Here is a 16,311-nt window from a genome sequence, read left to right as displayed (position 1 = left end):
CGCTCCCACAGGGGATTTGTGAACGCCACAGATCCAATGTGGGAGCGAGCTTGCTCGCGATGGGGCCTGGGCATCCAGCATTGCTGTCGACTGACACACCACCTTCGGTCACGTCAGCACGTTATGATAGGCACGCCCGCGAACACACTCTTCACGTCCGCCCCAGAGTCAGAGCCACGAATGCCCCAGATCACCCATTTCAAAACCCCGTGCCCCGAGCACATCAATAGCCAGATCCTGCAGATGGTGGTCGATTACCTGACCGACATCAGCATGATCGCTATCGCGCCGAGCAACCTGTTGTACAACGTGTACCAGTACGCGATCGGCTACGAGGTTCACCTGTATCTGGAGGCGTTGAACGGGGCGAAAGGGATTGCGGTGGAGTTGCTCGTCGCGACCGACGAAGACGACCCCGAGAAGGTCGTCGGCTTCTTGCTGTACCTGCCGGTCAAGGACGATCCCGATGCATGCGGTGTTGCGTATATGGCGGTGAGTGCCAGCCATCGGCGTCAGGGTGTCGCCCGAAAGATGCTGCGGGAGATGGTCGGCCGCTACCCTCATGCCGAGCTGACGTGCGCGGTCGCCAAGGTTCCTTATTTTGAGGCTATGGGGTTTCAGGTAGTGGGCGTGCGCGCGACTCAGGTGTTGATGAACACCCGCGATCACGGCACTGATGGCTTGATGGCCGTGCTGGACGTGGCGTCGATCTACAGCTCGCTCGAGGTGCGACAGATTCATACGTACCTGCTGCAAAAACACGGCAAGCGGGCCATGCTCGATGCGGAAAAACAGCGTGACCGGCATCTGGACCAGATGACGCGCAAGGTGAATGAGTTTGTTCGGGAGCGATTGGGTGAAGGGGCGGTGCCAGCTCCTTCACCTCGACTGCGGTTGGTCTAGTTGCTTCGACTCAACGCAAAAAAAGCCCTTGGTGCGGACAACGCGCCAAGGGCTTTTTCATGTCTGGATTTCGCGCAGTTAAAAAAGAGCCTCAACGCTCTTTGATGGGGAGGAAGTAGAGCCCTTGAGGCTCAAGATGCGCATGAAACAAGTGGTGAGCTTGTTGGGGGTTCAGTTCACTCACCACCTACGCAGGGGCTTGAGCAAACAAGCGGCTGCGTAGAATCATCGTAGAAAGTTGGGGGTTGGCGCTCAAGTACCGCTAGTCGAATCCATCTTTCTGGTGTCAGTTTCCGCGATGTTTCCAACGTCGCCACGGGCACTTCTTTCGACCATTGCAATGATGGTTTCGTACAGCTCGTCCTGTGCCTGCACGGCGCTGATTTCTGCATTCGCGGCGGCGTGTGACAAAGCTTCCGCCGCACCGAGCATCGCCCGCAATCCCGCTGCCTTGATCTCACCCACGCCAGCGAAAGGGGCGAGGGCGGTTCGGCACTTGTTCAGGAAAATAGCTTCGTACTCGCGCTTGATCTTCTCCAGTTCCGGGGAACTGGCCAGTGCCGCGATGACGCCGGGAATCTCGTTGCCCTGAAGCAGCACGCAGTCGACGTATGACGAAGCAATCACCCGGGCGGTGCCGGGTAAAGTCGGTTCGCTGTCCTGAAGCGCCGCATCCATCAGTGCAGTCTGCCGGGCATCGAAGTCTTGATAGAGCGCCGCCAACAGCCCGGGGCGCGTCGTGAAGTGATCGTACACCACCGGTTTGGTGATCCCGGCTAGCTCGGCAAGTCGCCCCAATGTCAGCGCGTCCGTACCTTCTTCCCGAACGAGTTGCCAGGCGACGTCCAGCAACTGGCGTTGGCGGTCCTCCCGGGACATTCGTCGTCGCGGTTGCGGCGTGGAATCTTGCGCGTCTGTTTCGGTGGTTGACATGGCTATGTACCAAAAGTAACTTACTGATCGTAACTTACCAAGAGTATATAAGGTCCGCCTTGTGCTCTCAATCAGGAGTTTCCAGCATGCACGCGCTTATCGTTGTGGCTCATCACGATCCTCGTTCGCTTACCCATAGCCTGGTTGCGCAAGTCGCTCAGGGCATCACCCTGGACGATCCCGGTCATACCGTTGAAATCGCCGACCTCTCGGCCGAAGGGTTCGATCCGAGGTTCAGCGCCGCTGATCTGGCGGTGCATCACCGGGAAGCGCCGCCTCCTGCTGATGTGGTTGCCGAGCAAGCGCGGATAGACCGCGCCGATGCGGTGGTGCTGGTCTATCCCGTCTATTGGTGGTCGATGCCGGCGCTGCTCAAGGGCTGGATTGATCGGGTGTTCGCCAACGGCTGGGCGTTCGATTTCACTGCCGATGCCAAGCTGGAGAAGAAGCTTGGCCATCTGCGGGTTCACCTGATCGGTGTGGGCGGTGCCGACGCTGCAACCTACGCCCGGCACGGTTATGCCGAGGCCATGAGGACGCAGATTGACCATGGCATTTTTGATTATTGCGGTGCGCGGGTGGTGACGTCCGAGTTGCTGCTCGAATCGGAAATTCAGGACCCGACGGTGCACCTGGACGCCGCGAAAAGCTTCGGTCGCGAGCTCTTTGCGGCATCCAGACACCTCAATCCTGTTAGCCCTGTTCACCCGGCCAGCCCGCCCGACGCAAGGCGTTGAGCAACGTCCCGGCATCCAGTCCCGGTACCGCATGGCCATTGCCTTCGGCGGTGTCGGAGGCCAGTAAGGCATTGATGATTGCTTCCTCCACCGCTTCAGTGGCGGCCAGGAACAACTCGCTGATGTGGTCGTTGTTGACCATGCTCAGGTTGTCGGTGGTCGGCGCACGCTTGCTCTCGTAAGCGGCCGGCGGCACGTGTTGATTGCCGGTGGCGAAGGCGATGAAGATGTCTCCGCTGTGGTCTTCATTGCCGCCGCCGGTGCGGGCCAGGCCGAGGCTGGCGCGCTGCGCGAGGCGCGTGCACTGATGCGGCAGCAACGGTGCATCGGTGGCCAGGCAGACGACGATCGAGCCCATACCCGGATGCGGCAAGGACGCCTTGAGAAATGGCGAGTCGGCCTTTTCCATGTAGCGCCCGACCGGGTAACCGTCGACCCGCAGTTCGTTGCGGATGCCATGGTTGGCCTGGACGATGGCGCCGACGGTCCAGCCGCCCTGAGCACTGTTCAGACGTCGCGAAGCGGTGCCGATCCCACCCTTGAATTCGTGGCAGATCATGCCGCTGCCACCGCCGACGGCGCCTTCGATGACTGGGCCGCCCACGGCCGTGCGCAGGGCTTCGGCCACATGTTCGACCTTCACATGGAAACCGTTGATGTCGTTGAGCAAACCGTCGAAGGTCTCCAGCACCACCGGCATGCTCCAGTAGAGTCGCCCGTCATCGGGCTGGCTCTGGCGATCCAGTGTCACCAGCGCATCGCGCACCACACCCAGGCTGTGGGTGTTGGTGAAGGCGATCGGGCTGGTCAACAGTCCGGCCTCGCGAATCCATTCAAGACCGGTCGCATCACCGTTGCCATTGAGCACATGGACGCCGGCAAAGCATGGTTGCAGGCTGGTAGAGCCGGCACGCGGCTCGATCACGGTGACGCCGGTCAGGATGTCGCGGCCGGTCGAGGTGCGTCCTCGCACATTGCTGTGGCCGACCCGTACGCCGGGCACATCGGTGATGGCGTTGAGCGGGCCGGGTTGCAGTTGGCCGAACTGGATGTTCAGGTCGCGGGCACGTGGTTTCATCGTTTCTCTCATCTTCAATTCATTCAAAAAATTATTGGCTAACACAATCCCTGTAGCAGCTGGCGAAGCCTGCGTTCGGCTGCGAAGCAGTCGTGAAATCAGGCAGTGCGTTGTTCCAGGTAGACCGAGATTTCAGAATTTACGACTGCTGCGCAGCCGAACGCAGCCTCGCAAGCTCGACAGCTGCTACAGATCCCATCGGGTTTATTGACCGTTTTTGACTTTGCTCCAGATCCGCGTCCGCACGCGCTCGGTGGCGGGCGGCAAGGGCTGAAGCGTGAATAACGTGGCCATGGCTTCGGCCGACGGATACACGGCAGGATTGTTGCGGGTCGCTTCGGCCACCAGTGGCGTCGCGCTGCGGTTGCCGTTGGGGTAGGAGAGGTGATCACTGACCGGCGCTATGACGTCGGGACGCATCAGGTAGTCGATGAAGGCCAAACCCTGTTCCGGATGTGGTGCGTCCTTGAGCAACACCAGGGTGTCGAACCACACCGGCGCGCCTTCTTTCGGCAGGCTGTAGGCGATTTTCACCCCATTGTTGGCCTGCTCGGCATTGGTCTTGGCTTCCAACATCGCGCCGGACCAGCCCACCGCCACGCAAATGTTGCCGTTGGCCAGGTCGCTGATGAACTTGGACGAGTTGAAGTAGGCGATGTGTGGACGCAGCTTGAGCAGCAGTGCTTCGGCCTTTTTGTAGTCCTCGGGGTTGGTGCTGTTGGGGGGCAGGCCGAGGTAGTGCAGGGTGACCGGCAACATCTCGGCCGGCGAGTCGAGCATGGCCACGCCGCACTGGCCGAGTTTGGCCAGGTTTTCTTCGTTGAACACCAGGTCCCAGGAGTCCACCGGCGTCTTGTCGCCCAGCGCGGCGCGGACCTTGTCGATGTTGTAGCCGATGCCATTGGTGCCCCACAGATACGGCACGGCGTACTGGTTGCCCGGGTCGTTGTTGGCCAGTTTTGCCAACAGGTCAGCGTCCATGTTTTTGAAGTCCGGCATCTGAGCGTGGGGCAGAGGCGCAAGGGCGCCGGCCTTGATCAGGGTCGGCAAGCTGAAGTTGCTGGCCACCACCACGTCGTATCCGCTGCGGCTGGTGAGCAATTTGCCCTCCAGCACTTCGGCACTGTCGAAGGTGTCATAGACCGGCGCAATCCCGGTGTCACGCTTGAAATCCCGCAGGGTCGTAGGGCCAATGTAGTCATACCAGTTGTAGACGTGAACCGTCGGGCCCTCGGCGGCAACCGCCGATAGCGAGACCGACAAACAGGTGCCCAGTCCAAGATTGATATACGAGCGGTGACGACTCATGATGCGGCACTCCTGGCCTGTTGCAGGCCGGTGATGATCAGGTGCTTGCAGCGTATCGGCAGGGAGTGGACTCACCCATTCCCATCATGGGTTACTCGAAAGGGGTAGGGCGTGGACGCGTTGTTGAAAGAGTTACCGGTGCACCAAGGGTTGGCGCGGGTATTTGGTGCCTTGGGGCAGGACGGGTTCTGGCGTGCGCTGGTCGACACGCTGCGGCTGCTGGTGCCGATGGACAACGCGTTGGTCGCGGTAATGCGGGCCGGGCGGGTGCCGCGCCTGCTGATCGACTTCGACTCAAAGGGCGGTGCTACCGAGCAAGAAGAACTGGCGGATTACAGCGCCGGCATGTACCTGCTCGATCCGTTTTATCAGGCCGCCTGTGCCGGCATTGCCGACGGCTTGCACAGCCTCGAATCGGTGGCCCCCGACCAGTTCCAGCAGAGCGAGTACTACCTGAGCTATTTCCGTACTGTGGTGGGCGGTGACGAGTTGCAGTTCATGGTCAATGTCGAGGGCGCCGTGCTCGGTTTGTCGTTGGGACGCTCGACGCGATTCACGCTTGAGGAACAGGGGCGCCTGCTTTGCGTGCGCGATTGGGTGCTGGCGGCTATGCGCCGTCACCTGCAATTGATGCCGCCGGAAGGACCGGCCGCCGAAGCGGTGGCCGGGGATCTGGCGACCCTGCTGGATCGTTTCGATGCGCGCCTGTCGGTGCGGGAAATCGAAACGGCACGGCTGATTCTTCAGGGCTTCTCAAGCAAGGCCATCGCCCAGCAGATGGGCATTTCCCCGGAGACGGTGAAAGTGCACCGGCGCAATCTCTATCACAAGCTCAATGTGAATGGGCATGGTGAGTTGTTTGCTTTGGTGTTGCAGCCGCATTGAAATCAACATCAAAAGATCGCAGGCTTCGCCAGCTCCTACAGGGTGTACGCCATCCCAACGTAGGAGCTGGCGAAGCCTGCGATCTTTTGATTTTTAGCTAGCCAGCCTGAACACCAGCGCCTTCAACCCGCATTCAACATCGGCGTCCGGAAACTCCGGTGGATTATCCAGCCGTTGCTCGAAACGCAGGCTCGGTGCTTCGCGGGTGACGCCGTCGATGAGGAAGTCCGCACCGAACGCCGGATCGTTCATGCACGCCAGCACCGTGCCCTGTGGGCTGAGCAGTTCCGGCAGTCGGCGCAGCACGCGCTGGTAGTCCTTGGTCAGCAGAAAACTGCCTTTCTGAAAGGACGGCGGGTCGATGATCACCAGGTCGTAAGGGCCCTTGCCAATCACCTTGCCCCAGGACTTGAACAGGTCATGTCCGAGGAAAGTCACCTTGCTCAGGTCGTGGCCGTTGAGTCGGTGATTGTCGCGGCCACGGCTCAGGGCCGGGCTGGACATGTCCAGATTGACCACGTGCGTTGCTCCCCCCTCGATGGCCGCTACCGAGAATCCGCAGGTGTAGGCGAACAGATTCAGCACGCGCTTGCCCTGGGCATTGGCCCGCACCCAGTCGCGGCCATAACGCATGTCGAGGAACAGGCCGGTGTTCTGTTTGCGGCCCAGGTCCACCCGGTAATGCAAACCGCCCTCGGTGATCGTCATCTCGTCGATCGCGTCCCCCAACAGCCACTCGGTGGTGCTTTGCAGCAGGTAGCGATGTTGCAGCAGGAGCGTGTGCGCGCCGGATTGCGTCCACGCAGGCGAGTGCGTGACATCCATCAGCTTCTGTTTCAACGCTTCCAGCTGCGACGCGTCGGGTTCCTTGAACAGCGACACCAGCACCACGCCCTGCAACCAGTCGACAGTCAATTGCTCCAGCCCCGGCCAGCACCGGCCACGGCCGTGGAACAGCCGGCGGGTTTCGGCGGGGGCAGCCGCCAGAGCCGTCAGTAAATGGTCGTGGAGGGTGGAGAGAGCGTCAGCGTTCATCGGGCAGGGCCAGCAATTTGTTGGGGCGGCATTTTAACCACAATTGAGCCAAGCTCGCTCCCACAGGCTATTGGGGGGTAGTTATCACGTTTAATTTAACTTTACGTGAGGATTTGGCGATCTGTAGGCCTACATACTCGGCTCCAACGATCAACCGCCGGGAGCCCATCATGTCGCAGCTACCTGCTTCACCCGCCGTCAGCAGCCATCCCCGCTGGCTACGGCTGACCCATTGGCTGAACGCCTTGGCGGTGCTGGTCATGGTCACCAGCGGTTGGCGAATCTATAACGCTTCCCCGCTGTACGACTTCAGTTTTCCCAAAACGATCACCTTGGGTGGATGGCTCGGCGGCGCATTGCAATGGCATTTCGCGGCGATGTGGTTTCTGGCCGTCAACGGTCTTGTCTACCTGATCATCAACCTCGTCAGTGGTCGTCTGAAACGGCGCTTTTTCCCGGTTTCGCCTAAAGGTGTCCTGCATGACCTGTGGGCCGCGTTGAGAGGGCGGTTGGGGCATGCCGATCTGAGTCATTACAACCACGTGCAACGGGTGGCGTACCTGTTCGTGATGGTCGACATCACGCTGCTGGTGATTTCCGGTCTGGTGTTGTGGAAGTCCGTCCAGTTTCCGCTGTTGCGTGAACTGCTGGGCGGTTACGAAGTCGCGCGGCACGTGCACTTCATCGCGATGTCGCTGTTGGTGGCCTTTGTCGCGGTTCATCTGGTGATGGTCGCGCTGGTTCCCAAAACGTTGTGGGCCATGATTGTCGGTCGCAAGGAGGTCGTATGAAAAAGCGCATTCAAGGCTCAGGGCTGGACGAGTCGTCCATCCTGACAGATGCCAGGAAAATCATTGCCCCACAGATCGAGGACCGCTCGCGACGCTCGTTCCTGATGCGCAGCCTGACCCTCGGCGGCGTGGCCATGTTGTCCGGCTGCAACCTCACCGACAACGAAAGCGTCGACACCGCGTTGTCCTCCATGTCCCGGTTCAACGATCGGGTGCAGGGCTGGTTGTTCAACCCCAATGCACTGGCGCCGACCTATCCCGAGTCAATGATCACCCGACCGTTTCCGTTCAATGCCTTTTACGGCATTGACGAGGCGCCGACGGTGGAGGAAGAGAGTTATCGACTGGAAGTGACCGGCATGGTCGCCGACAAGCGCAGCTGGCGCCTGGAAGAACTGCGTGCCATGGCCCAGACCGAACAGATTACCCGACACATCTGCGTCGAAGGCTGGAGCGCGATCGGGCGCTGGGGCGGCGTACGGTTCAGCGACTTCCTGAAGCGGGTCGGTGCCGACCCGGATGCCAAATATGTCGGCTTCAAATGCGCGGACGACTACTACACCAGCATCGACATGGCCACCGCGCTGCATTCGCAAACCTTGTTGACGCTGACCTATGACGGCGCGGTGCTGCCTCGCCAGTACGGCTTCCCGATGAAGCTGCGTATGCCCACCAAGCTGGGCTACAAGAATCCCAAACACATTCAGGCGATGTTCGTCACCAACACCTATCCGGGTGGCTACTGGGAAGACCAGGGCTACAACTGGTTCGGTGGTAGCTGATGGCGCCTGGCCACTTCACTGCGTAGCGCCCGCTGCGCTCATTCGCAACCTGTGCTTCAAGGAGTTCCATCATGAAAAAGTTAGCGACCACCGTACTGTCCATGTGCCTGGTGTTTGGCACCGCCAGCGTGTTTGCCGCCGATGCTACAACCAATAACGGCATGAGCAACGACAGCATGAGCAAGGATTCAATGTCTAAAGACGCCATGCATAAAGACACGATGAAAAAGGACGCCATGACCAAGGATTCCATGAGCAAGGACGCGATGAAGAAAGACAACATGTCCAAGGACGCCATGAGCAAGGACGGAATGAAGAAGGACGCGATGTCCAAGGACACAATGAAAAAAGAGGCTCCTTCGTACTGATCCGAACACCCTCCGTCGAGGCCAGACCCTGGTTTGCAGGCGCCCATACACCGCTGTATGGCGCCCGATTTAATCGCCCGGTTGTATCAAAAATGAATTTCCGCGAAGTCCGCTGCTCATACCTGATAGGTGGCGGATTTAAGCGCGCGAAATCATTCATGCAATCAGGGAGTGTCACGGTCATGAGTCCAGTATCGACGGCGGGTGAGCTCCTTCCTGGCGGGTTGATTCTTGTGGTTGAGGACGACCCGCTGATCCTGGAGTTTCTCTGCGAAATTCTTCAGGAAGAAGGCTTTGTGGTTGAACCGCAGACCAGCGCGGATGCCGCGTCGAAGTATCTGGAGCAACACTCGGACGGCGTCCGTCTATTGCTCACGGACATCACCATGCCAGGCAAACTCAATGGTGCGGACCTGGCCAATCTGTTTGGCGACCGCTGGCCGGACAAACCGATCATGATCATGTCCGGTTTCGAAACGCCCGAAAGCGCCGGGGTCAGGCATTCGGTGTCGTTCATCAAGAAACCGTGGGCGCTTGGGCAGTTGCTGGACTGTGTGGAAGGTGCCTTGAAGTCGAAACGTACCCTTTAGAACCTGCGGCACATCAGATCACTACAACCTGTCACGTTGCGCCTTGTGGCGGGCCTATACTTCAAGAGTCGGCACACTCGGTGCGACCTGCAATCGTGTTTGATGGATGGGATGGCGCGTCGAGTGATCGTTCACGCAGGCCACGGCCTGCCTTCGTCGTAGGGAGGAGAAGATCATGGCGCGTAAATACATCGACTGCCGCGAGTTTCCAAGCGATGCCAAATGCTCGGTCGCACTGTCCGCAGACTCTGAAAACGAACTGCTCGAGGCCGCCGCACAGCATGCGGTCAGTGTTCACAAGCACACCGACTCACCGGAACTGCGTGCTCAACTGAAGACGATGTTTCACGACGGCACCCCGCCTGTTGAAGCACCGCGTCCCGCTTAGCAAGGAAATCCTCTGCAGGAGTTGCCGAAGGTTGGGGCCGCGTTCGGCAGCTCCTCGCAAATGCTACATTGCTCGGCGAACCCGCCTGGCACTTGCGAGAGGTAGCTCCCCCTTGTCTGCTCAAGAATCTGTCTTCAACACCCCGTACCGCGCTTTTCTGTTCGATATGGACGGCACCGTCCTCAATTCCATCGCCGCTGCCGAGCGGATCTGGGCGGCCTGGGCCTTGCGCCACGGCGTTGATGTCGTCTCATTCCTGCCCACTATCCATGGCGTTCGCGCCATCGACACCATCAATCGCCTGGCGTTGCCCGGGGTGGATGCCGAGGCTGAAGCTGCGTTCATCACCGAGGCGGAAATCGAGGATGTCGAGGGGATCATCGAGGTGCCTGGCGCGGCAGACTTTCTGAAGTCGCTACCCGCGAACCAGTGGGCGATCATCACCTCCGCGCCGAAGGCATTGGCGCTGCGGCGGATGGCCGCGGCGGGTATTGCGCAGCCTTTGGTGATGGTCACTGCCGAAGACGTCAGCGCCGGAAAACCCGATCCTGCGGGCTATCGACTGGCGGCCAAACGCTTGGGCGTTGAACCGGCCGATTGCCTGATTTTCGAAGACGCCACCGTGGGCATTCTCGCCGCCGAGACAGCGGGCGCGGGCCTTATCGTGGTGACCGCGACCCACGACCATCCGCTCCAGACCCCGCATGCCACATTGGCCAGCTACGACTCGGTCGTCGCGCTAGTAGACCCTGAGGAACATGTCCGCCTACAGAAAATCTAATGTGGGAGCGGGCTTGCTCGCGAAAGCGGTGTGTCCGGCACATCGATGGCGAATGACACACCGCATTCGCGAGCAAGCTCGCTCCCACATTAGGGTTGTGTTGTTTCAGTAAACCCCGGGAATCAACCGCCAACTGCGGGCGCAATAAGCCTCGTATTCACTGCCGAACTGCGCCCCTAACAGCCCTTCTTCGGCGTGAATGCGGGCGATCAGCGGGATCAGCGTCACCGCGGCCAGCAACAGGCCAACGCCGGAGCGAAAAGCCAATGCCCAGCCCACTGCAGTGATCATCAGCCCCAGATAACTGGGGTTGCGCAAGGTGCGATAAATCCCGTCGGTGACCAGCGTGTGCCCCGGCTGAATCGCCACCAGTCCACTGAAACGCTTGCCCAGCACAAACACCGGCCACAGCCGCAGCGTGCCGCCGATGATGAACAGCAACGCCCCGAGCCAGCGCACACCTTCACCACCAAAGGTCCAGATGTCGATTCGGTCGGTATAGGCCGGCAGGTACCCGCTCAATAATCCGATCACCCCGAACGCCGGCAGCACCCAGCGATTGGCCCGGTCTTCACGTTCGCCGGAACTCAGGTTGACCTCGGTGAACAAGGACGCGATGGCCATCACCAAAGTGGCAAGCGCAATGACCACCAGCGGTGCATGAGAGAAAAACGCCGATAATCCGCCAAGCCCCCACACCGCGAGCCCAAGGTAGGCGAGGGTGGAAACAACGGCGAAAAACGCCAGTTTGGCCGAGATTTTCATCTGCACCTCCACAAACGGACCTGACACCGTTCATTGTAGGAGCTGCCGCAGGCTGCGATCTTTTGATCTTCGCTTTTAAAAACAAGATCAAAAGATCGTCCGAACGCGGCCCGAATCTTCGGCAGCTCCTACAGGGCCCTGGCATTACGCCGAATCACCTGCGGCGGCTGTCCGAACGCCCGAAGGAAGGCTTCGCGCATGCGGCGGCAGTCGCTGAAGCCGGATTCTTCGGCGATCTGATCGAGGGTCAGGCGCCCGCGTTCCAGCATCTGCCGCGCCGTTTCCAGGCGCAGGTTTTCGATGGCTTTGGCCGGTGATTGACCGGTTTCCGCCCGGAAGGCTCGGCTGAACTGCCGAGGGCTGAGGCGCGCGACGTCTGCCAGTTGCTCCACCGACAACGTCTCGGTGAGGTGTTCTCGCGCATAGCCGAGGACTGTTTGAATGCGGTCGGATTTCGCTTCCAGTTCCAGCAGCGCCGAGTGTTGCGACTGGCCGCCTGCGCGGCGGTGGTACATCACCAGTTTCTGCGCCACGGAACGGGCCAGTGCGGCGCCGTGATCCTTTTCCACCATGGCCAGCGCCAGGTCGATGCCGGCGGTCATCCCGGCGGAGGTCCAGATCGAACCGTCGACGACGTAGATGCGGTCTTCTTCGACCTTGATCGACGGAAACCGCGCTTGCAGCTCCCGTGCATAAGCCCAGTGGGTCGTGGCCCGCCGTCCGTCGAGCAAACCGGCCTGGGCCAGGACGAACGCCCCGGAGCAGATCGACGCCGTGCGCCGTGCGGTTTTAACGCTGTCGCGCAGGTAACTCAGCACGCCTTCGGGTGCCTGCTCGAGGATGGCATCGCCGCCCACCACAATCACCGTATCGAACACCCGCTCACCAAAGGCCTCGGTGCCGACGCTCAGCCCACCGGAAGCGCGTAATGTGCGGCCGTCTTCGGACAATACGCTGACGTCATAAAGCGCCTCGCCGGCGCTGAAGTTGGCGTACTCGAACACCGGCATGGCCGCCAGCGCCATGGACTGGAACCCTTCAAACACTACAAATGCCACGGAAGTCATCGAGATGTCCTCAAAAGGTCATGTCCGAAAAACGTACTTTAAACGTCATTTGAGACGGCCGTTAGACCCTTTATAACGGTTCACACCCGGCGAAGTTATCGCCTCACTGTGAAGGAAATCGACATGGCCCTCTCATCCAAAGGTACCGCTCTGATCACTGGCGCTTCTTCGGGCATCGGCGCGGTGTATGCCGACCGTCTCGCGCGGCAGGGTTACGATCTGATTCTGGTCGCCCGCAGCCAGGCGAAACTGAGCGCCCTGGCCAACCACTTGAGTAATGAAACCGGCCGCGCCGTGGAAGTGGTCGCCGCCGATTTGAAAGACAAGGCCGACTTGCGGCGGGTCGAAGAAATTCTACGCTCCGACGCGAGTATCACCCGGTTGGTCAACAACGCCGGGGTCGGCGCTGTCATGCCGCTGCTCGGCAGCCCCGTGGATGACATGGAAGACATGATCACCCTCAACGTGACCGCGTTGATGCGCCTGGCTTACGCGGTGGTGCCAGGCTTCGTCGCTCGCGGCACCGGGACGGTGATCAATATCTCCTCGATCGTTGCCATCGCCCCGGAAATTCTCAACGGCGTGTATGGCGGGACCAAGGCATTTGTCCTCGGCCTGAGCCAATCGATGCACCGCGAGCTGGCCGACAAAGGCATTCGGATCCAGGCCGTATTGCCCGGCGCTACCGCCACCGACTTCTGGAGCGAGGCCGGCAACCCGGTGGAAAACCTGCCGCAAGAGATCGTGATGTCCGCCCAGGACATGGTCGATGCGGCGTTGACGGGGTTGGCGCAAGGCGAAGTGGTGACCATTCCGGGCCTGCACCAAGGCGATAAGTGGGATGCCTACGAAGCCCAGCGTCAGAGGCTTTCAGGCTTGTTCGGCAATTCCACGGCAGCACCGCGTTATCGCTGAAGCGGTAACCGTGGGGCCGGGTGAACTAAGCTTGGATTAGGACCGTTCACCCTAAAGGAGCTCCGCCATGCTTCACATCAGAACGCCGTTGATTCTGCATCCAGACCTGTCGACCCCATCTCGACGAATATGGCTCAAGCTGGAAAACCTGCAACCGAGCGGCTCTTTCAAACTTCGCGGTATTGGGCTCTTGTGCAGCCAGGCGGCGGAGCAAGGGAAACGCAAAGTGATCTGTCCTTCCGGCGGCAACGCCGGGTTCGCCACCGCCGTGGCTGCCGCCAGACTGGGGTTGAAAGCCTGCATTGTGGTGCCGAACACCACGCCGGAAACCACCCGCGCAAAAATCCGCAAAACCGGTGCCGAGGTGATCGTTCATGGCAAGGTCTGGGACGAAGCCAATCTACGGGCCAAAGAACTCGCGCAGGGCGCTGATACCGAATACGTACCGGCCTTCGATCACCCGGTGTTGTGGGAAGGGCACAGCACGATGGTCGACGAAATCCTTGAGGATTGTCCTCAGGTCGATGCGCTCGTGATGTCGGTAGGGGGTGGAGGTTTGCTGGCGGGGATTCTCACCGGATTGATTCGCCACAAGCGCATGGACTGCCGGATCATCGCGTGTGAAACCCAGGGTTCTGCGTCTTTTGCCGCCGCTGTCAGTGCCGGACATCCGGTCAAATTCCCCCGGATCGATACGGTCGCCAAGTCGCTCGGCGCGACTCAGGTGGCCGCCTGGCCGGTGCAGCATATCCTCGATTTCCCGCACGAGTGTGTCGCGCTCAGCGATGACGAGGCGATCATGGGCGTGGTGCGTTACGCCAACGACCTGCGTCAGTTGGTCGAGCCGGCGTGCGGCGTTTCGTTGGCGATTGGATACCTGGACCATCCGGCGATTGCCGAGGCCCATGATGTGGTGATTGTGGTGTGCGGCGGCGTGAGCATCAGCGCGCAATTGGTGGCGGGTTGGGCGCGATTATCCACCGGTGTTGAAGCAAGGTAGGGCTGCAAACGCTATCCGGGTGCTGCAGCCCCACCGCTACTTTTTCAGCCTTTATTGGCCCGCGGCAACGCCTTCCTGGACGAGGATCGCTCTGGCCAGGTCTTCGTCGCTGGCGTTGAGGCCGGGATGTTCCTGACGAATCTGCTTTAAGTATGACTCCAGATAAACACCACGAATCGCGCCGCCACTGGCAACGAAGCTGGAGGCGTCATCCCGGGCAGGAATCATGAGTTTGTGGTCCTTGAACGTCGAGTACAACGATGCGGAAACCCCGGCTGACGTGGCGACATCGCCCGCATCCACTTTGGCCATAGCGGAGCCGAAGGGTAAACACAGCAAAAGGGAAGAGATGATAATCAGACGGCGCATGACGGTGTCCTCTGAAAGCGTGAAGCAAAAAAGGAAGTACCTCATCTGTAAGATGCGTGGCGGTCGTCAGGAGTTCCCTGTCGATGCGTGATCAGTCCAACGCCTGCGTCTGAAAAGGCTCAGATCCTCGCCGCACACACAATAATCTCCACCGAAAACGCTGGATCAGCTCGCTTTGCTTCGCCGCACGCGCGGGCCGCGGCCATTGGTCAGCCCAGGCAAAGCGCTGACCCAGTGTCAGCGCTGAGTCCAAGAGGCAAGGCGGGCTTAGGTCGCTCTGCTAAAGCAAAGGAATGCTGTAGCTCACGATCAAGCGATTCTGATCCTGGTTGTGGGACGCGCCGTTACGCCATCCGAATCCGACACCTTTAAGCGTGCCGGACTGAATCACGTAGTCCAGAGCGATGTCCCGCTCCCATTCTTTCTGGGTATGAACTTCTGCGGGAACATGGCCGGGGTGATCGTGCCGATCCTGATCGGGCTGATCGTGCAGTTCACCGGGTCGTACTTCCTGATGCTGATCTTCTTCGTGGTCATGGCCATGCTGCTGGCGATATTCTCCAGCCTGATCGATTATCGGGAACGAGGGCTGGCGTGAAAGGAGCGGAGGGCAGGTGAGCGTCGATATCGAATGCGTGGTGGTCGGGGCCGGAGTGGTCGGGCTGGCGGTCGCCAGAGCCCTGGCCCGCAGCGGGCGGGAAGTGATCCTGGTGGAGGCGGGCGAGGGCATTGGCGTGGGCATCAGTTCGCGCAATTCGGAAGTGATCCACGCCGGCATTTACTACCCGAGCGGCAGCCTCAAGGCGCAAGTGTGCGTGGAGGGCAAACAACGCCTTTACGCCTTTTGCGATGAGCGCGGCGTCGATTACCAGCGCCTGGGCAAGCTGATCGTGGCCACGGATGACGGTCAATGCGCAGCCTTGCGCAAATTGCTGGAGCAGGGCCTGCACAATGGCGTTGATGACCTGCAATGGCTGGACGCCGAACAGGCGCGGGAACTTGAACCGGCAGTGTCCTGCGTCGCTGCGCTCTGGTCACCGTCCACCGGGATTGTCGATTCCCATGCCCTGATGCTGGCGCTTCAGGCGGATGCCGAGGCCAGTGGCACGTCGCTGGTTTTTCATACGCCGCTGGCGTCGGCCCGTTGCACCGAGCAAGGTTTCGAATTGCGGATGGGCGGCGCCCAACCGATTACCTTGAGCTGCCGTGCGTTGATCAATTGCGCGGGATTGTCCGCGCCTGAGGTGGCGAGCCGGATTGAAGGCTTGCCGTCGCAGCACGTTCCAACTGCCCGGCTATGCAAGGGCAGCTATTTCAGTTTCAGCGGCCGGGCGCCGTTCCGGCATTTGGTGTATCCGGCCCCGGAGAGTGCGGGGTTGGGTGTGCACATGACGCTGGATCTGGGCGGTCAGGCGCGCTTTGGGCCGGACGTCGAATGGGTCGATCACGTCGATTTCCGTGTGGATCCACGCCGAGCCGATGGCTTCTACGAGGCAATCCGGCGCTACTGGCCGGCGTTGCCCGATAACAGCCTGAAACCGGCCTACAGCGGTATCCGCCCGAAAATCACGGGCCCGACCGAGCCGGCGGCCGACTTTGTCATCAGTGGTCCGGCC

At 60.4% G+C, this 16,311-nt stretch carries 19 protein-coding genes and 2 pseudogenes; 13 read left to right on the top strand and 8 right to left on the bottom strand.

Annotated elements, in window-relative coordinates:
- Window positions 1-180 precede the first annotated feature (180 nt).
- Window positions 181-903 carry a GNAT family N-acetyltransferase gene (locus E3W21_RS04525; protein ID WP_134418592.1) on the top strand — a complete coding sequence of 241 codons (723 nt, stop codon included), beginning with the start codon at window positions 181-183 and terminating at the stop codon, window positions 901-903.
- Window positions 904-1,155: 252 nt separating this feature from the next.
- Here the strand turns inward: E3W21_RS04525 and E3W21_RS04520 are convergent, their stop codons facing one another.
- Window positions 1,156-1,836, bottom strand: coding sequence for a TetR/AcrR family transcriptional regulator (locus E3W21_RS04520; protein WP_129436780.1), 681 nt, complete (start codon window positions 1,834-1,836; stop codon window positions 1,156-1,158).
- Window positions 1,837-1,922: 86 nt separating this feature from the next.
- Between E3W21_RS04520 and E3W21_RS04515 the strand changes: the two genes are divergently transcribed.
- Window positions 1,923-2,573 (top strand): NAD(P)H-dependent oxidoreductase, encoded by a 651-nt coding sequence (locus tag E3W21_RS04515; RefSeq protein ID WP_134418591.1) that lies wholly within the window; start codon window positions 1,923-1,925, stop codon window positions 2,571-2,573.
- Here the strand turns inward: E3W21_RS04515 and E3W21_RS04510 are convergent.
- Together E3W21_RS04510 and E3W21_RS04505 are read right to left on the bottom strand one after the other, a co-directional pair.
- Window positions 2,530-3,651 (bottom strand): P1 family peptidase, encoded by a 1,122-nt coding sequence (locus E3W21_RS04510; protein ID WP_134418590.1) that lies wholly within the window; start codon window positions 3,649-3,651, stop codon window positions 2,530-2,532. The two genes, E3W21_RS04515 and E3W21_RS04510, sit on opposite strands and share 44 nt — an antisense overlap.
- Window positions 3,652-3,855: 204 nt before the next feature.
- Entirely contained in the window at window positions 3,856-4,959 is a 1,104-nt protein-coding gene (locus E3W21_RS04505; protein WP_134418589.1) for an extracellular solute-binding protein, read from the bottom strand.
- A gap of 111 nt (window positions 4,960-5,070) precedes the next feature.
- On the opposite strand from E3W21_RS04505, the gene E3W21_RS04500 reads away from it, so the two are divergent.
- Window positions 5,071-5,844, top strand: coding sequence for a helix-turn-helix transcriptional regulator (locus E3W21_RS04500; protein ID WP_134418588.1), 774 nt, complete (start codon window positions 5,071-5,073; stop codon window positions 5,842-5,844).
- 93 nt (window positions 5,845-5,937) lie between these two features.
- Here the strand turns inward: E3W21_RS04500 and E3W21_RS04495 are convergent, their stop codons facing one another.
- On the bottom strand, window positions 5,938-6,879 hold the full coding sequence (locus tag E3W21_RS04495; RefSeq protein WP_129436775.1) for a class I SAM-dependent methyltransferase: 942 nt from the start codon (window positions 6,877-6,879) through the stop codon (window positions 5,938-5,940).
- A gap of 170 nt (window positions 6,880-7,049) precedes the next feature.
- Here E3W21_RS04495 and E3W21_RS04490 point away from each other — a divergent pair, with 170 nt between their 5' ends.
- From E3W21_RS04490 to E3W21_RS04465, 6 genes are all read left to right on the top strand, one after another.
- Window positions 7,050-7,670: a cytochrome b/b6 domain-containing protein gene (locus E3W21_RS04490; protein WP_129436774.1), complete on the top strand. Its 621-nt coding sequence runs from the start codon at window positions 7,050-7,052 to the stop codon at window positions 7,668-7,670.
- Window positions 7,667-8,452, top strand: coding sequence for a molybdopterin-dependent oxidoreductase (locus E3W21_RS04485; protein WP_134418587.1), 786 nt, complete (start codon window positions 7,667-7,669; stop codon window positions 8,450-8,452). Before E3W21_RS04490 ends, E3W21_RS04485 begins: the two co-directional genes overlap by 4 nt.
- Before the next feature lie 71 nt (window positions 8,453-8,523).
- The gene (locus E3W21_RS04480; RefSeq protein ID WP_134418586.1) at window positions 8,524-8,820 is read left to right on the top strand and encodes a pentapeptide MXKDX repeat protein; all 297 of its coding nucleotides are present in this window, start codon (window positions 8,524-8,526) and stop codon (window positions 8,818-8,820) included.
- A 182-nt stretch (window positions 8,821-9,002) separates the two neighbouring features.
- Window positions 9,003-9,410 (top strand): response regulator, encoded by a 408-nt coding sequence (locus E3W21_RS04475; protein WP_134418585.1) that lies wholly within the window; start codon window positions 9,003-9,005, stop codon window positions 9,408-9,410.
- Between the two features lie 175 nt (window positions 9,411-9,585).
- On the top strand, window positions 9,586-9,798 hold the full coding sequence (locus E3W21_RS04470; RefSeq protein WP_008156959.1) for a DUF1059 domain-containing protein: 213 nt from the start codon (window positions 9,586-9,588) through the stop codon (window positions 9,796-9,798).
- Between the two features lie 112 nt (window positions 9,799-9,910).
- Window positions 9,911-10,579: an HAD-IA family hydrolase gene (locus E3W21_RS04465; protein ID WP_134418584.1), complete on the top strand. Its 669-nt coding sequence runs from the start codon at window positions 9,911-9,913 to the stop codon at window positions 10,577-10,579.
- A 105-nt stretch (window positions 10,580-10,684) separates the two neighbouring features.
- Here the strand turns inward: E3W21_RS04465 and E3W21_RS04460 are convergent, their stop codons facing one another.
- Both E3W21_RS04460 and E3W21_RS04455 read right to left on the bottom strand, forming a co-directional pair.
- Window positions 10,685-11,344: an isoprenylcysteine carboxylmethyltransferase family protein gene (locus tag E3W21_RS04460; protein WP_134418583.1), complete on the bottom strand. Its 660-nt coding sequence runs from the start codon at window positions 11,342-11,344 to the stop codon at window positions 10,685-10,687.
- 128 nt (window positions 11,345-11,472) lie between these two features.
- Window positions 11,473-12,411 carry a GlxA family transcriptional regulator gene (locus E3W21_RS04455; protein WP_134418582.1) on the bottom strand — a complete coding sequence of 313 codons (939 nt, stop codon included), beginning with the start codon at window positions 12,409-12,411 and terminating at the stop codon, window positions 11,473-11,475.
- A gap of 123 nt (window positions 12,412-12,534) precedes the next feature.
- Between E3W21_RS04455 and E3W21_RS04450 the strand changes: the two genes are divergently transcribed.
- Window positions 12,535-13,326 carry an SDR family oxidoreductase gene (locus E3W21_RS04450; RefSeq protein WP_134418581.1) on the top strand — a complete coding sequence of 264 codons (792 nt, stop codon included), beginning with the start codon at window positions 12,535-12,537 and terminating at the stop codon, window positions 13,324-13,326.
- A 67-nt stretch (window positions 13,327-13,393) separates the two neighbouring features.
- A complete protein-coding gene (locus E3W21_RS04445) occupies window positions 13,394-14,326 on the top strand; it encodes a pyridoxal-phosphate dependent enzyme (RefSeq protein WP_134418580.1) in 933 nt (310 codons plus the stop codon).
- Between the two features lie 51 nt (window positions 14,327-14,377).
- On the opposite strand, the gene E3W21_RS04440 is transcribed toward E3W21_RS04445, so the two are convergent.
- Together E3W21_RS04440 and E3W21_RS04435 are read right to left on the bottom strand one after the other, a co-directional pair.
- Window positions 14,378-14,695: a DUF2388 domain-containing protein gene (locus E3W21_RS04440; RefSeq protein WP_111449117.1), complete on the bottom strand. Its 318-nt coding sequence runs from the start codon at window positions 14,693-14,695 to the stop codon at window positions 14,378-14,380.
- A gap of 280 nt (window positions 14,696-14,975) precedes the next feature.
- Window positions 14,976-15,122: pseudogene (locus E3W21_RS04435) on the bottom strand (OprD family outer membrane porin); the annotation flags it as partial.
- 3 nt (window positions 15,123-15,125) lie between these two features.
- On the opposite strand from E3W21_RS04435, the pseudogene E3W21_RS04430 reads away from it, so the two are divergent.
- Both E3W21_RS04430 and E3W21_RS04425 read left to right on the top strand, forming a co-directional pair.
- Window positions 15,126-15,293 (top strand): annotated as a pseudogene (locus E3W21_RS04430) (MFS transporter); the annotation flags it as partial.
- Between the two features lie 16 nt (window positions 15,294-15,309).
- Window positions 15,310-16,311, top strand: a 1,002-nt coding sequence (locus E3W21_RS04425; RefSeq protein WP_256661506.1) for an NAD(P)/FAD-dependent oxidoreductase, incomplete at its 3' end; no start/stop codon positions are given.

The organism is Pseudomonas sp. F01002, from assembly GCF_004402115.1.
In the GTDB taxonomy this organism is placed as follows: domain Bacteria; phylum Pseudomonadota; class Gammaproteobacteria; order Pseudomonadales; family Pseudomonadaceae; genus Aquipseudomonas; species Aquipseudomonas frigoris.
Note: the sequence above shows the minus strand (reverse complement) of the source record. Positions and strands in the feature narration are given on the sequence as shown.

Bases quoted from the DNA above. Each gene is read 5' to 3' on its own strand.
- E3W21_RS04525 (WP_134418592.1), top strand. From the start codon at position 181: ATGCCCCAGATCACCCATTTCAAAACCCCGTGCCCCGAGCACATCAAT.
- E3W21_RS04520 (WP_129436780.1), bottom strand. From the start codon at position 1,836: ATGTCAACCACCGAAACAGACGCGCAAGATTCCACGCCGCAACCGCGA.
- E3W21_RS04515 (WP_134418591.1), top strand. From the start codon at position 1,923: ATGCACGCGCTTATCGTTGTGGCTCATCACGATCCTCGTTCGCTTACC.
- E3W21_RS04510 (WP_134418590.1), bottom strand. From the start codon at position 3,651: ATGAAACCACGTGCCCGCGACCTGAACATCCAGTTCGGCCAACTGCAA.
- E3W21_RS04505 (WP_134418589.1), bottom strand. From the start codon at position 4,959: ATGAGTCGTCACCGCTCGTATATCAATCTTGGACTGGGCACCTGTTTG.
- E3W21_RS04495 (WP_129436775.1), bottom strand. From the start codon at position 6,879: ATGAACGCTGACGCTCTCTCCACCCTCCACGACCATTTACTGACGGCT.
- E3W21_RS04490 (WP_129436774.1), top strand. From the start codon at position 7,050: ATGTCGCAGCTACCTGCTTCACCCGCCGTCAGCAGCCATCCCCGCTGG.
- E3W21_RS04485 (WP_134418587.1), top strand. From the start codon at position 7,667: ATGAAAAAGCGCATTCAAGGCTCAGGGCTGGACGAGTCGTCCATCCTG.
- E3W21_RS04480 (WP_134418586.1), top strand. From the start codon at position 8,524: ATGAAAAAGTTAGCGACCACCGTACTGTCCATGTGCCTGGTGTTTGGC.
- E3W21_RS04475 (WP_134418585.1), top strand. From the start codon at position 9,003: ATGAGTCCAGTATCGACGGCGGGTGAGCTCCTTCCTGGCGGGTTGATT.
- E3W21_RS04470 (WP_008156959.1), top strand. From the start codon at position 9,586: ATGGCGCGTAAATACATCGACTGCCGCGAGTTTCCAAGCGATGCCAAA.
- E3W21_RS04460 (WP_134418583.1), bottom strand. From the start codon at position 11,344: ATGAAAATCTCGGCCAAACTGGCGTTTTTCGCCGTTGTTTCCACCCTC.
- E3W21_RS04455 (WP_134418582.1), bottom strand. From the start codon at position 12,411: ATGACTTCCGTGGCATTTGTAGTGTTTGAAGGGTTCCAGTCCATGGCG.
- E3W21_RS04450 (WP_134418581.1), top strand. From the start codon at position 12,535: ATGGCCCTCTCATCCAAAGGTACCGCTCTGATCACTGGCGCTTCTTCG.
- E3W21_RS04445 (WP_134418580.1), top strand. From the start codon at position 13,394: ATGCTTCACATCAGAACGCCGTTGATTCTGCATCCAGACCTGTCGACC.
- E3W21_RS04440 (WP_111449117.1), bottom strand. From the start codon at position 14,695: ATGCGCCGTCTGATTATCATCTCTTCCCTTTTGCTGTGTTTACCCTTC.